The sequence below is a fragment of the Streptomyces sp. SKN60 genome, assembly GCF_026236535.1.
Classification (GTDB): domain Bacteria; phylum Actinomycetota; class Actinomycetes; order Streptomycetales; family Streptomycetaceae; genus Streptomyces.
Genome location: NZ_JAHTMW010000003.1, coordinates 22,631 through 36,206 on the forward strand (window position 1 = coordinate 22,631; position 13,576 = coordinate 36,206).

11 protein-coding genes and 1 pseudogene are annotated in these 13,576 nt (G+C 71.2%); 6 read left to right on the forward strand and 6 right to left on the reverse strand.

What is annotated here, in order from left to right:
- Positions 1–20: 20 nt before the first annotated feature.
- Together KV205_RS06045 and KV205_RS06050 are read right to left on the reverse strand one after the other, a co-directional pair.
- Positions 21–1,031 (reverse strand): universal stress protein, encoded by a 1,011-nt coding sequence (locus tag KV205_RS06045; protein ID WP_308404063.1) that lies wholly within the window; start codon positions 1,029–1,031, stop codon positions 21–23.
- Complete coding sequence (locus KV205_RS06050) at positions 1,028–1,933, reverse strand: universal stress protein (protein ID WP_265862796.1); 906 nt, start codon at positions 1,931–1,933, stop codon at positions 1,028–1,030. Before KV205_RS06050 ends, KV205_RS06045 begins: the two co-directional genes overlap by 4 nt.
- 225 nt (positions 1,934–2,158) lie before the next feature.
- On the opposite strand from KV205_RS06050, the gene KV205_RS06055 reads away from it, so the two are divergent.
- Complete coding sequence (locus KV205_RS06055; protein WP_265862797.1) at positions 2,159–3,016, forward strand: universal stress protein; 858 nt, start codon at positions 2,159–2,161, stop codon at positions 3,014–3,016.
- Positions 3,017–3,019: 3 nt separating this feature from the next.
- On the opposite strand, the gene KV205_RS06060 is transcribed toward KV205_RS06055, so the two are convergent.
- Positions 3,020–5,734: a heavy metal translocating P-type ATPase gene (locus KV205_RS06060; protein ID WP_265862798.1), complete on the reverse strand. Its 2,715-nt coding sequence runs from the start codon at positions 5,732–5,734 to the stop codon at positions 3,020–3,022.
- 582 nt (positions 5,735–6,316) lie between these two features.
- Here KV205_RS06060 and KV205_RS06065 point away from each other — a divergent pair.
- Both KV205_RS06065 and KV205_RS06070 read left to right on the forward strand, forming a co-directional pair.
- Positions 6,317–6,856 carry a DinB family protein gene (locus KV205_RS06065; RefSeq protein ID WP_265862799.1) on the forward strand — a complete coding sequence of 180 codons (540 nt, stop codon included), beginning with the start codon at positions 6,317–6,319 and terminating at the stop codon, positions 6,854–6,856.
- Between the two features lie 163 nt (positions 6,857–7,019).
- Positions 7,020–7,775 carry a hypothetical protein gene (locus KV205_RS06070; protein WP_265862801.1) on the forward strand — a complete coding sequence of 252 codons (756 nt, stop codon included), beginning with the start codon at positions 7,020–7,022 and terminating at the stop codon, positions 7,773–7,775.
- Between the two features lie 192 nt (positions 7,776–7,967).
- Here the strand turns inward: KV205_RS06070 and KV205_RS06075 are convergent, their stop codons facing one another.
- Together KV205_RS06075 and KV205_RS06080 are read right to left on the reverse strand one after the other, a co-directional pair.
- Positions 7,968–8,681, reverse strand: a complete 714-nt coding sequence (locus tag KV205_RS06075; RefSeq protein ID WP_306806260.1) for a pyridoxamine 5'-phosphate oxidase family protein — start codon at positions 8,679–8,681, stop codon at positions 7,968–7,970.
- Positions 8,681–9,580, reverse strand: coding sequence for a universal stress protein (locus KV205_RS06080; protein WP_265863283.1), 900 nt, complete (start codon positions 9,578–9,580; stop codon positions 8,681–8,683). The genes KV205_RS06075 and KV205_RS06080 overlap by 1 nt, the downstream gene beginning before the upstream one ends.
- 372 nt (positions 9,581–9,952) lie before the next feature.
- Here KV205_RS06080 and KV205_RS06085 point away from each other — a divergent pair, with 372 nt between their 5' ends.
- On the forward strand, positions 9,953–10,552 hold the full coding sequence (locus KV205_RS06085) for a CBS domain-containing protein (RefSeq protein ID WP_265862802.1): 600 nt from the start codon (positions 9,953–9,955) through the stop codon (positions 10,550–10,552).
- A 37-nt stretch (positions 10,553–10,589) separates the two neighbouring features.
- On the opposite strand, the pseudogene KV205_RS06090 reads toward KV205_RS06085, so the two are convergent.
- Positions 10,590–10,769: pseudogene (locus KV205_RS06090) on the reverse strand (DUF1918 domain-containing protein); the annotation flags it as partial.
- 250 nt (positions 10,770–11,019) lie between these two features.
- On the opposite strand from KV205_RS06090, the gene KV205_RS06095 reads away from it, so the two are divergent.
- Both KV205_RS06095 and acsA read left to right on the forward strand, forming a co-directional pair.
- Positions 11,020–11,697, forward strand: a complete 678-nt coding sequence (locus KV205_RS06095; RefSeq protein WP_265862803.1) for a CBS domain-containing protein — start codon at positions 11,020–11,022, stop codon at positions 11,695–11,697.
- Complete coding sequence (gene acsA / locus KV205_RS06100; protein WP_265862804.1) at positions 11,694–13,496, forward strand: acetate--CoA ligase; 1,803 nt, start codon at positions 11,694–11,696, stop codon at positions 13,494–13,496. Before KV205_RS06095 ends, acsA begins: the two co-directional genes overlap by 4 nt.
- Positions 13,497–13,576: the final 80 nt, after the last annotated feature.

Sequence of the window (13,576 nt, forward strand, 5' to 3'; positions counted from 1 at the left end):
CCGGATGCGCTGCATGGTGCTCACCTCTCCGGGGAACCGGCGGACGGACCGGGGTCGTCCTCTCGCCCCACCGTCCCGCGCGGAGGCCGTAGCGCCCCAGTGCCGAGCGGGTCAGCGGGCGGGGGCCGGTCGGCGGTCCTGGAACGGGACCGGTCGGCCCATGCCGGGTCGCCGGTCCGCCCCTCGCGCCACGGGAAGGGGACGGTGATCACGGGACACATGGCGCGGTGCAGCAGGCCGTGGACCGTCGAACCCAGCCGCATGCCGGAGTAGCCGCCGCGGCCTCTGCGGCCGAGGACCAGGGCGAGGGACTGCTGGGACGCCAGGGCGAGTTGCTCGACCGGGTGTCCTCGAACGACCTCTTGGGAGATGGCGACGTCCGGATACCTCCGCGCCCGCCCGGCCACTGACTCTGCCAGCAGCCGACGGCGTTCGGTCAGGCCCTCGGCCACATCGTCGTGGGCGAGCAGGGACAGGGGCCAGACCCAGACGGCGCACAGTCGTGCCTCGCGCAGGCTCGCCTCTTCGACTGCGAAGGCGACCGCGGCCTGTGAGGACTCACTTCCGTCCACGCCGACGACGAGGGTCGGTGGGTGCACGGCGCTGTGTTCGGGTTCGCGGACCACGACGACGGGGCAAGCGGCGCGCGCGGTGAGCGGGACGACCACGGAGCTCTCGCTGAACGCTTCGGCCGCCCTGCCGAGTCGGCGCGAGCCCACGACGACGAGTGCGGCGTGCGCCGCCAGGTCCTGGAGCACGGTCGCCGGCACACCGTTCACGAGTTCCGTCGCGGTCCGCAGACCGCCGTGGAGTTCCCGTACGAGGTCCTCCGCGTTGGCGATCGCCGACTCCGCTCGGAGTCGCAGGGCACTCTGATGGGCAAATGCGTCGTAGCGGAGCCTGTCGTGGGCGGGCGGTACGGCGACGACCAGACGGAGCGCCAGCCCTCTTCGTACGGCCTCGTCGGCGGCCCAGACGAGAGCGGGGATGGACTGCTCCCGGGGGTCGATTCCGAGCAGTATCTCGTTCACGTCTCCACGACCTGGGTGGCGAAGGCGGGTGGGACGATCTCCACCGGTGAGTGGGCGTGGTGGAGCAACACGTGGGCGACGCGCCCCAGGGACGGGCCTGCGCCCAGAACACGGTGTTCTCTGCCCATCACGAGCAGATCGGTGTGGGCACTCGCCTCCACCAGGATCCCGGGCGTGCTCGTGCCCGTCTCGACGTGATGGCTGACGATGAGCCCGGGATAGAAGTCACGCACGCGGTCGGCGAGCGCCTTGATCTCGTGCACGCGCTGCCGCGCGATCTCGTCGAGGTCGTCCAGCATGGTCGCGACCGTGCCGACGTGGGTGAGCACGTTCCAGACGCTCACCAGTCGCAAGACCGCCTTGCGGGCATCCGCCTCGGCAGCCGCGACGAGCAGCCACCCGAGATCCGAGGCGCCGTGCACGGCTGCCGTCACCGAGCCCGACTCGGGCCGGTCGCTGTCACCACGGACGACGATCACGGGCGACTCGGCACGGGCTGCCACGCCCAGACCCACGGAGCCGAGCATGAGCGCGGAGAATCCGCCGAGGCCCCGGTTGCCCACCACAATCGTGCCCCGGTGACCGGCGGCAGCCCGGAGACCGGCGACCGGCTCCTGGCGGCTCAGTTCCTTTGTGAGGGTGAGGTCAGGAAAGCGCTCCTGGACCGTGCTCGCGGTCTCGTTCAGCAGGTCGCGGCCCGCTTCGCGTACCGCCTGGATCGTCTCCGCATCGGCGAAGAGAGCCCGGCGGTCGGTGTCGGCGGCGTGGACGAGATGCAAGGGCCGCCCCCGCCGGTCCGCCTCGGCGGCGGCCCAGAGAAGCGCCGTGCGCCCTGAGGAGGACCCGTCGACTCCCACGACGACGTTGCCGAGCTCTGGTCGAGCGGGGATCTCGCTGGTCATGGCTTCCTCCTCCGAGGTACACCCCTCGCTCGGGGCACCTCCCAGGGGCGACACCTCCCACGCTGACACCGTGGTGGGCATGCTCGGGATGGGCCGTTCGGCCCCGATCGAGACCTGCCCGGCCCTGCTGCCGGGAGGCGCGCGACCACCAGCCTGGAATTCGGGACGTCCTCTCCGATCCGGACCACGCACGGAACGGAGCGGACACGACTGAGGAGGCATGCCATGACTGCTCAGGTCACCGTCGGTCTGGACGGCTCGAAGGAAAGCCTCGCCGCCGTGGGCTGGGCGGCGACGGCAGCGGTGCTGCGTGAAGTGCCCCTCCGGCTGGTGCACGTGGAGGAGTGGCCGAACACCCCTGAGGTGCCCCTGCCATACGCCCGCACCTTGGCCGAGCGGGCCGAGAGCCTCCTGCGGGACGAGGCGGACCGCGTACGGAAGGACCACCCCGGCCTCGACGTGCTCACGGAGCGTGCGCGGGGCCGGGCGGCCGAGGAGCTGACGGCCGCCGCGAACGAGGCGGATCTGACGGTGCTCGGATCACGTGGGCTCGGTGGCGTCCGGGGCTTCATCGTCGGCTCGGTCTCCCTCGCCGTCGTCGGCTCGGCGCGTCGGCCCGTCGTCCTCGTGCGAGCGGAGCCGGCCCCCGTGGCTCCCGAGGGCGACATCGTGGTGGGCGTCGACATCTACCACCCGTGCGAAGCCCTGCTCGCGTTCTCGTTCAACGAAGCCGCCCGCAGGAACACGCCGCTGAGGTTCCTGCACAGCTGGACGCTTCCCGCCTCGTACGGCTACGCGGCCGTCATGGACCCGGGGATCGGCGAGGAGCTGGGCGGCCAACTCCTCGGCGGTCTGGACGACCTGGTGGCTCCCTGGCGGAAGCGGTACACGGGTGTGGACGTGGCGGCCAGTGTGGTGGTGGGCTCGCCTGCGTACCAGCTGGTCGAGGCGTCACAGACCGCGCAGCTCGTCATCGTGGGACGCCGGAGCCGGAAAGTCCCCCTCGGCGCTCATCTCGGCCATGTCGCCCACGCGGTCATCCACCACAGCCCCGCGCCGGTCGCCGTCGTCCCTTTGCCGTGATCTCTACGGATGCCGGCGGCTCAGGGAGGGCGTGTAGCGGTCCGGATCGGCGTCGTACGTGGTGGCGCAGTCGGTGGAGCAGAAGTGGAGTGCGCCTGCGGGACTGTCCCGGTGCTCGGGCGCGGTCTTGGGGTCGACCTCCATGCCGCAGACGGGGTCGACGGCCATGTCGCTTCCGTCCGGGCCGTCCTGCCGCCGCGCGGTGTCGGTCGCGGTCTCGACTTCGGGTTGCGTCGGTGTGCCGCCCGCTTCGGGCAGTGGCGCTGGGCGCCAGCGGCGCAGGCGGGAGGCGTTGGTGACGACGGACAGGGATGACAGGGCCATGGCGGCCGCGGCGATGATCGGGCTGAGGCGGATGCCCCAGAGGGGATAGAGGGCACCGGCTGCCAGCGGGATGCCGACGGCGTTGTAGACGAGGGCGAAGAACAGGTTCTGCTTGATGTTGCGCATGGTCGCCTTCGAGAGGCGGATGGCGGTGACGACTCCGGCGAGGGAGCCGGAGATGAGGGTGATGTCGGCGGCTTCGATGGCGACGTCGGTGCCGGTGCCGATCGCGAGGCCGATGTCGGCCTGGGCGAGCGCGGGGGCGTCGTTGATGCCGTCGCCGACCATGCCGACCGTGCGCCCCTCGTCCTGAAGTCGGCGGATCTCGTCGGCCTTGTGCTCAGGCAGCACCTCCGCCAGGACGCGGGGGATGCCGACCTGGCCGGCGATCGCGGCGGCGGTGCGGGCGTTGTCGCCGGTGAGCATCACGATGTCGGTACCGAGCTGCCGCAGGGCGGCCACGGCCCGGGCCGAATCTTCCTTGACAGTGTCGGCGACGGCCAGCGCGCCGACGGCGCGTCCGTCGACCGCGACGAGCACGGGCGTCCTGCCCTGCTCGGACAGCCGCCCTGCCCGCTCGGCCACGTCGGGAGTGTCGACGCCGGAGTCCGCGAGAAGACGGACCGTTCCCACGAGGACGGCGCGACCGTCGACAGTGGCCCGGACCCCCTTGCCGGTGACGGAGTCGAAGTCCGAGGCACCGGGGACGGTCAAGCCGCGGTCACGGGCGCCCTCGACGACCGCCCGGGCGAGCGGGTGCTCGCTGTCGCTCTCGGCGCCCGCCGCGAGGGCGAGCAGCTCGTCCTCGCTGAAGCCGCCGACCGGCTCCACGTCGGTGAGGACCGGCCTGCCTTCGGTGACGGTTCCCGTCTTGTCAAGGACGATGGTGTCGAGCTTGTGGGCGGTCTCCAGAGCTTCGGCTGAGCGGATGAGAATGCCGGCCCGCGCTCCCTTGCCGGTGCCGACCATGACCGAGAGCGGGGTGGCCAGGCCGAGGGCGCAGGGGCAAGCGATGATCAGCACGGCGACGGCGGAGACCAGGGCCATGGTGAGGGCCGGTGCGGGGCCGATCGTGTACCAGAGGGCGAAGGTGCCGATCGCGACGGCGATCACGGCCGGGACGAAGTAGGCGGAGATCGCGTCGGCGAGACGCTGGATGGGCGCCTTGGACGCCTGCGCCTGCTGCACGAGACGGACGATCTGGGCGAGCATCGTGTCGGCCCCGACCTTGGCCGCGCGGACCCGCAACGAGCCCGTGGTGTTGACGGTGGCGCCGATGACGCCGTCGCCCGCCTGCTTGGTGACGGGTATCGGCTCACCGGTCACCATCGACTCGTCCACGGCCGACGAGCCCGACAGGACCTCGGCGTCGACGGGGATCTTCTCCCCGGGGCGGATGACGACCTCGTCCCCGACGACCACCTCGTCGACGGGTGTCTCGGTCTCGGCGCCGTCGCGCAGGACGCGTGCGGTGCGTGCCTGCAGGCCGATCAGAGCGCGGATGGCCTCGCCCGTGCCGGCCTTGGCGCGTGCCTCCAGAAGACGGCCCAGCAGGATCAGGGTCAGGATGACGCCGACCGCTTCGAAGTACACCTCCCGTACGTCCTCGGGGAGCAGCCCCGGGGTGAGGGTGACGAGCAGACTGAATCCGTAGGCGGCGCTCGTGCCCAGGGTGATCAGGGAGTTCATGTCCGCCGACCGGTGACGCAGAGCAAGCCAGCCGGTCAAGTGCACAGGCCAGCCGGTGTAGAACATCACCGGTGTGATCAGTGCGAGCTGGAACCAGTGGTTCAGCATCCAGCCGGGCACCCAGTCGGCGTCGAACAGCTCGTGCGCCATGACGGCGAACAGCACCGGCGCGGTGAGCACCGCGCCCACCACGACGCGGCGGGTCAGGTCCTTGATCTCCGCCTGGCGCTCGGCGATGTCGGCCGCCTCCGCGTCCTCGGCCGAGGTCGCCCCCGTGCCGGGCGCCGCTTCCCCGCCTGACACCGCGCCCGGTTCCGGTGCTCCGCCGTCGGCGGGTTCGACGACGAGGGCCCCGTGAATCATGTTCATGCCGCAGGCGAACCCGTACGTGCCCGGCCGGTCAGGGCTCAGCCGCACGGTCGTACGGGTATGAGCGGGAAGGCCGGCCCCGACCCTGAGATCGGGGAACACGACGCGGGAGGTGCATTCGCCGGCCTCCTGACGGTCGAAGACGAGCTCGACCGGTATGCCCTGGCGGACCTTGATCAGGTTCGGGCTGTAGCCGCCCCGCACCGTCACGTCAACCCGCTGCACGCCTCCCTCCACGCGGGCCGTGCCGGCCTTCCGCGGGCCGAAGAAGTACCAGCCCAGCACGGCGATGAGGCCGACGGCAACCACGACGACGATCACGTCCACGATAGGCATCGTCCCTCGCCTCCTCGCGCACCTGCTGTTCCAGCCTCCCGCTCAGTACCCACGTCGGCCACCCCGGCCGGGCAGGGCCTGACCGGACCCGCAGAAGGGGACCGTCCGACCCCGCTCCGGGCCGCTGGCCGGGGAGACGATGAGAGGAGGGCAGGAGGAGGCCCGTGACGAAGCAGAACCGATGGGGCCTGTCCGCCGTTGCCGTGGCCATCGCCGTCGTCGGCGCCCTTGCCCTCCGTGTCCCAGCCAGCACTCTGGCGATCCGGGCCTGGTGCTGGCCTGTCTGCCGATGATGTGCTTCATGATGCGCGGCGTGCGCGACCAGAGCGGTCACGGGCGGGGACCGGCAGCGGCAGCACGATGACCACTGCGGATCCGGCCGCGCCTGCACCGGCCCAAGGTCCATGTGAGTTCCGTGACAACGGTGATTGCTGCAGTCGCCTCGACGCGCTGGAGGCCACGGAGTGACGGACTGCGGTCGCAAGTCTTGCCACGCCCGCGCGCTGCCGCTGGTGCCGGGGCCTGGATAGGCGCATCATCGCTGTCCCGACGCAACTTCAGTGTCGACGGAGAGCGGCAGCCATGACGAACACGCATCCGATGGATCGGCAAGCGGTGCACGACGACTACGAGCGCGTCCGGCAGACCTTCCATCGTCTCCTCGATACCGCCTCCGAGGCGGCGCTGGCCCGGGCTACCGACGGAACCCGGTGGAACAACGAGCAGCTGCTGTGGCACATGCTCTTCGGCTACATGGTCACCGTGCGGCTGCTATTCCTCGTGCGCTTCTTCGGGCGACTTCCCGCAGGCGTGGGGAAGGGGTTCGCCCGGGTGCTGAATGCGGCGACGGTGCCGTTCGACCTCGTCAACTATCTCGGGCCGTGTGGGGCCGTGAAGGTCTACGGGCGGCGCCGGATGGACGCTGCGTTCGACCGCCTCATCGACGCACTCCACCGCAAGCTCGCGGCGGAGTCCGAGGCCGCCCTCGCCCGCGGCATGCACTACCCCATGCAATGGGATCCCTTCTTCAAGGACTTCATGACGCTCGCGGACATCTACCGCTACCCGACGCAGCACTTCGACTTCCACCACGCTCAGCTCACCCTGAACGGTGCCCGCTGACCCCAAAGGTGTCCCAGGCCGTCGCATTAGCAGGCCAATCGGCACACCGGCCGGGTCCGGAAGGCCCTAGGCGGTCCTTGAGGCCGGAGAGAGGCTGGAGGAGACATTTCCCGCGGGCGCCGGTCCGGCGGCCGCGGCTGAACGGCCCGGAAGGGTGGCGATCATGCCCAGGCCGAACAGGCGGATCGCCGGCGTCCTGGCGGCCCTCGTGCTGTCCGGCACGCTGGCCTCTGGATGCGCGGCCGGCAACAGCACCGGCGGCACGTCGCTCAGCCCAGCCGTCGCCCAACCGCGCCCCTCCGGCAGCGATTGCTGGGGTCCGGGTGTGTCGGGCGACGACTGGGACGACTGGAAGTCGTGGGAGCCCGGCATGGGGCCGGGCATGATGGGCCGCGATGACTGCGCCTGGGGTCCCGGCATGGTGAATGGGCACTACTGGCAGCGCGGCGACGGCACCCCGGTCAAGACCCTGGGCCAGGCCCGTCAGCGGGCCGAAACCTTCGCCGCCCCGCTCAACCTGCGTGTCGGTGAGGTCATGCAGTTCTCGAAGAACTACTACGCCGAACTGGCAACCCCTGACGGGAAACTGGCCACGGAGATCCTCGTCGATCCGTCTGACAGTGACACCGGAATCGAGTACGGGCCCGCAATGAGGTGGAACACCGAATACGGCATGCACCACGGCGGCCAGGCCACGAACCGGATCTCCCGGGACCAGGCCCAGGACCGCGCCCAGAAGTGGCTGCGTGACCGGGACAGTGACCTGACCGTCGGCGAGGCCGAGGCGTTCCCGGGCTACTACACCCTGCACACACTGCGCTCGGGGAAGATCAGCGGCATGCTGTCGGTCAACGCCTCCACCGGCGCCGTGTGGGACCACACCTGGCACGGCACCTACGTCGCCACCAGCGAGCACTGACGCCACGTCCGCCCCTGACCGGGGTCATTTGCCATGTGCTGACGAGCGCTTCTCTGCATGGTCGTCAGCTGGGCGCGGAACCCAGTCGAGGTCCTCTGCGGCATCGAGCCCGGAGAGCAGGGCGCGGTAGACGCGTTCGTCGTGGGTCCACCCACGGCCAGCTGGTCCGGTACTCTCCAGCGATCTCATCGATCACGCCCGGTCAGCAGACCCGGACGGCGTGCCGGGCGCGCCCGGCACCCGGATGCGGCGGCCGGTCACGCGGCGCGGCGAGAGCGTCACCATGGTGTCGCGCCCCTCGCCGGCCCACGGCTCCGGGCGGCCGGCGTCCGTGATCCTCTGTATCGACGGCTCGTCCGACACCGTACGTACCGGACCGACGAGGAGTACGCTCCAACCCTGGCTGAACGCTTCGTCCAGGCGGTCCTGCTCGAAGGCGGCTTCGGCGCCGGACGCCGAAGCGCGCGCGAGGGTCGAGTCGGCGGCGGTCATGAAGACGATCTCCCCGTCGACGACTCGGTAGTTCACAGGGAAGACCGCCAGGCCGTCTCCTCCCTCGACGGCGATCCGGCCGACGCCGTGGCCGGCGAGCAGCTCCCAGCATTCGGCCTCGCCGATCTCCTCCGTCCGTGCCCGGTGCCCGGCGTGGCCTCCGCCGGGCGCGAGGTCCGCCCTGTACCCGGTGAGGTCCTGAACGTTGGTCTCCAGGGCGTTCGCGAGCCGGACCAGGAATTCGATGCCCGGGGTCGGCACCCGCTCCTCGACGTAGGCGATGAAGCCTGGTGCGGAGCCGGCTCGTTCGGCCACTTCCTCCCGGGACAGACCCAACTGCATGCGCCGTGCCGCGACGCGACGGCCCAGGTCGCTCGTGACGTGCGGCGCGTGCCGGTCATCGGCCATGTTCATCACCGGCCTCCTTCCATGGGCTCCGGATTCCGCTGGGGTACGACGGCGACCGGACACGAGGCGTGGTGCAGGGCGCGGTGGGCGACCCTGCCGAGTTCCAGGCCGACGAGCCTGTCCGTACGTCGCGCGCCGACGACCAGCAGGTCGGCGGCGGCCGAGCGCTCGGTCAGTACCGTGTGGGCGGGGCCTTCGACCGAGCTCCTGCGCAGGCGGACCTTGGGATGTTCGGACACCGCGGCCTCTAGGGCCTTGTCGAGCAGCTCGGTGGACTCCTCCGCGAAGTAGGCTCCCCCGGCGCGCTTCATCAGCAGGTGGTCGGCCGGTCCGTGCGCCGGTCGTCGCCAGGCACGGACGACGTCGAGTTCGGCGTCCCGGGCCGCCGCCTCGCGGAAGGCGAAACGCACGGCCGGCGAGTCGACGTCATGTTCTCCGACGCCGAGCAGAACGCGCCCGTGGCGTGCCTCCAGTGCCTGCCGGTCCCCACGGACGACGACGACCGGGCAGTGGGCCCGGGCGGCCACGATGAGGCTGACGGATCCGAGCAGAAGGTCGGCGAACTCGCCGCGCCCTCGGGACCCGACGACGAGGATCGAACCCTCCCGCCCCTCCCCGAGCAGCCCGGTAGAGGCGTCTTCAGCGAGGACATCCGTGGTGATGGGGAGGTCGGCTGCACGGCGCCGGGCGCGTTCGGCCGCAATGCCGACGATGTTCTCGGCGAGGACCTGGCCCGAGGGCCGGTCCGTGGCCCAGGTCGGGACGACTCCTTCGTACCGCTCCCACAGCGAGGCGTGGACGATCCGTAGGGGAAGCCCGTGCCGTACCGCTTCGTCGACGGCCCAGTCCAAGGCCGTGAGACTGGCGTCGGACCCGTCGACTCCTACCACCAGGGGCGACTCCATCGTGCCCACCGCCTTCCGGGTCGGGTGGTGACGTGCTGCCACGCTCGCACCAGGCTGCGGGCGCTGGGTAGGGCCGGTCGGCCCCGGGCGTGGTCCGCCCGGACCACGCGTGGAGGTGGCACCCTCAGACACGACTGAAGGAGAGGCCCATCCGCTTCTCGCGGATCCTGATCGCGCGGTGCGCGGCTCGAAGCCGCTTCCCCGCGTCCCTGGGGCGGGCCCCTCCTCACTTTCAGGAAAGCACCGGCCGACCGTCCGGGCCAGGGCTGGCCAGGTCACGACCGTGCCCCTTTCGGCCCTTGTCGCCCGCCGCCCGGCGGCGACACCCTCGCAGCAACAGGATTCGGGGCGCAGACGTACCGGAGGCCGGTCATGAAGCACCCACGTACCGTCGACGACGTGATGACCCATGCGGTGGTCTCCGCCAGGCTCGGCGCACCGGTCAAGGAGATCGTCCGGTCCATGCGGCGCTGGGGTGTGAGCGCGGTTCCGGTGTTGTCGGCCGAGGGGCGGGTGGTCGGCGTCGTGTCCGAGGCGGACATTCTCGGCAAGGTTCCGGGAGAGGACCGGGACAGCGTGGGATCGGTGACGGCGGGCAGCCTGATGTCGGCGCCGGCCGTCACCGTGCCGCGCGGCGCCACGATCGCGGGGGCGGCGCGGCTGATGGGGCGTGGGCGTCTCAAGCGGCTCCCCGTGGTGGACGAGGAAGGCCGCCCGGTCGGTGTCGTCAGCAGGGGCGACCTGCTCAAGGTCTACCTGCGCTCCGATGCCGAAGTCGCCGAGGACGTGAGGCACGAACTCCTCACGCACCTGATCCCGGAAGGCGACACCGCGCTCACCGTACGGGTCGCGGACGGCGCGGTGACGCTCACCGGGCGCCTGCCCGAGTCCGTATCCGCGGATCTGGCTCTGCGGCTCGCCCGGGCGGTCCCCGGCGTGGTGGACGCGGCCGCGGAGTTCACGACCGCGTAGCGGCCTTCGCGTCATGCGTCGCGTCATGCGTCGGAAAGTGCTGGACCCGCGCGTCCGGCCCCGGGAACACCAGAGTGACCCGGCCCGTGTCCGACCATCGGACGTCGAAGGGGGGAGTTCCGTCGGTGTGGTGCAACCCGACGATCTCACCGTCACGCCCCTCGTCGCCGACCGTGGCACCACCCACGATCAGCCGGTCTCCGACATGAGCCCACAGCCCGGCGCGTGGCCTCTCCTGGGCTTGCCGTGTTCCGGTCGCAGTCATCGCTCTCGCCTCCCGGCCCCGCACGCCCGGCCGCGGCCCTCCCGAGACCGGTGCTCTCGCCTCCACCGTGCGTCCTGGCCGGCCGACCGCCATAGGGGCGAACAGTCCCAGAAGGGGACCATTCGGCTCTGCCCGAGGGTCGGCTTCGCGCAGCAGGGTGAGATCTATCGGGGCCCGCCACGTCCCGTGAAGGAGGACCGTCATGCAGCACCGTACGGTTTTCGAGGTGATGACCCACTCCGTGGTCACTGCCGCCCCGCAGACCCCGTTCAAGGAGATCGCCCGGCTCTTCGCCGAAAACGGCGTTTCGGCGGTCCCGGTCGTCGACCCGGACCGACGCCTGCTCGGCGTGGTCTCGGAGGCCGATCTGCTGCGGACCACAGCCGAGCTCCCTGATCTTGAGGGCCGCCCAACGGGCGTCCGATTGCTGTCCCAGGGGAAAGGGCCGCCCGATGCGGAGACGGCCGCCCAGCTGATGACCTCGCCCGCTGTCACGGCCCAGCCGAACTGGAATCTCGTCGAGACGGCCCGGACGATGCACCGCAAGGGGATCAAGCGGCTGCCCGTCACCGACGAGACCGGTCGGCTCGTCGGGATCATCAGCCGCAGCGACCTGCTGCGCCCCTTCCTGCGCAGTGACACCGCGATCCGCGACGAGATCGAGCACGACGTCCTGTCCGACACACTGCGCCTCGCCCCCGACACGATCCGTGTGACGGTCGACGACGGAGTCGTCAGGCTGACGGGCCGGGTCGACGAGCGCGCCGACATCCCCGTGATCGTGCGGCTCTGCCGCTCGGTCGACGGAGTCGTCGCCGTGCACGAATCGATCGAGTACTCCTACGACAACCTCGCGCTCGACGTGGAGACGCCGCGATGAACGCCCTTTGGGTGGCACCGGTCATGCCCGACTACGACAGCGCCCGGGCGACGTTCTCCTGGCGCCGCGAGCGGTCCCGGCTCGCCGGGCTGCCGGACGGCGGCGTCAACATCGGGTACGAGGCGGTCGACCGGCACCTGCGCGAGGGCCATGGCGAACGCGTCGCGCTGCGCTGCATCGCCCGCGACGGATCGACGCAGACGGTGACCTTCTCCCGGCTCGCGGCCGAGAGCTCCCGCTTCGCGCACGTCCTGGAGACGCTCGGCCTGGCACGCGGCGAGCGGGTGTGCACGCTGCTCGGCCGACGGTTCGAGCTGTACAGCACCGTCCTCGGCACGCTGCGGGCCGGACGCGTCCTGTGCCCCCTGTTCACCGCCTTCGGACCCGAACCCGTCGCGCTGCGCATGGAGCTGGGCAACGCCCGGGCTCTGGTCACGACCCGGGAGCTGTACGAGCGCAAGGTGGCTCCGGTACGGTCCCGTCTCCCGCACCTGCGCCACGTCCTGCTCCTCGACCCCGGCACCGACCCGCCCCGGGACACCCTCTCCTTCCCCGCTCTCACGTCCGCCGAGCCGGACGAGTACACCGTGGGACCGACCGATCCGGCCGAGCCGGCACTGCTGCACTTCACCAGCGGCACGACGGGCAGCCCCAAGGGCGCGATACACGTGCACGAGGCGGTCCTCGCCCATCACGTCACCGCCGCCTACGCCCTGGACCTGCACGAGGGCGACGTCTTCTGGTGCACGGCCGACCCCGGATGGGTCACCGGCATGTCGTACGGCATCATCGCCCCGCTCACCCATGGGGTGACGACCGTCGTCGACGAAGGGGACTTCGCCCCCGCCCGCTGGTACGCGATCCTCGCCGACCAGCACGTCACCGTCTGGTACACGGCCCCGACCGCGCTGCGCATGCTGATGCGGGCCGCACCACGCAGCGGCGACCCGACGCCTGCCGCGCGCCACGATCTCTCCGCACTCCGCTTCGTCGCGAGCGTCGGCGAACCGCTCAACCCCGAGGCCGTGCACTGGGGCCAGGAGGCGCTCGGGCTGCCGGTCCACGACACCTGGTGGCAGACCGAGACGGGCGCCATCATGATCGCCAACTTCGCCGCCGATCCCCTACGGCCCGGTTCGATGGGCCGACCGCTTCCCGGTGTCGAAGCCGCCGTACTGGCGTGTGGCGAGGACGGCCGGGCCGCGGTCGCCGGCGGACGTGTCCAGATCCTCCAGGAGCCGGGTGTCCAGGGCGAACTCGCCCTGCGGGCGGGCTGGCCGTCGATGTTCCGCGGCTACCTCCACGAGCCGAGCCGTTACGAGGCGTGCTTCGCGGACGGGTGGTACCTGACGGGCGACCTCGTCAGCCGCGACGCCGACGGCTGGTACTGGTTCGTGGGCCGGGCCGATGACGTCATCAAGTCCGCGGGGCACCTCATCGGGCCGTTCGAGGTGGAGAGCGCGCTCATGGAGCATCCGGCCGTCGCCGAGGCCGGTGTCATCGGGCGCCCGGACCCGCTGGCCGGTTCGATCGTCAAGGCGTTCGTGCTGCCGCGCCCCGAGTATCCGCCCGACGACGAACTGCGGCGCGACGTCATGGCGTTCGCCCGACGGCGGCTCGGCCCGGCCGTCGCTCCCCGGGAGATCGAGTTCGTCGAGGACCTACCCCACACCCGCAGCGGCAAAGTGATGCGCCGCCTGCTCCGAGCCCGAGAACTGGGCCTGCCCGAGGGCGATGTGTCCACGCTGGAGACACCCGAACCGGCCGGGACGGCCGGCATGTCCGGGAAGGAGCCGTGATGGCCACCGCACACGGCGACACGTCCGCCAGGACGTCGCAGACGAAGCGCCCCCGCCGCACTCGTAGAGCCGCGGCGCCT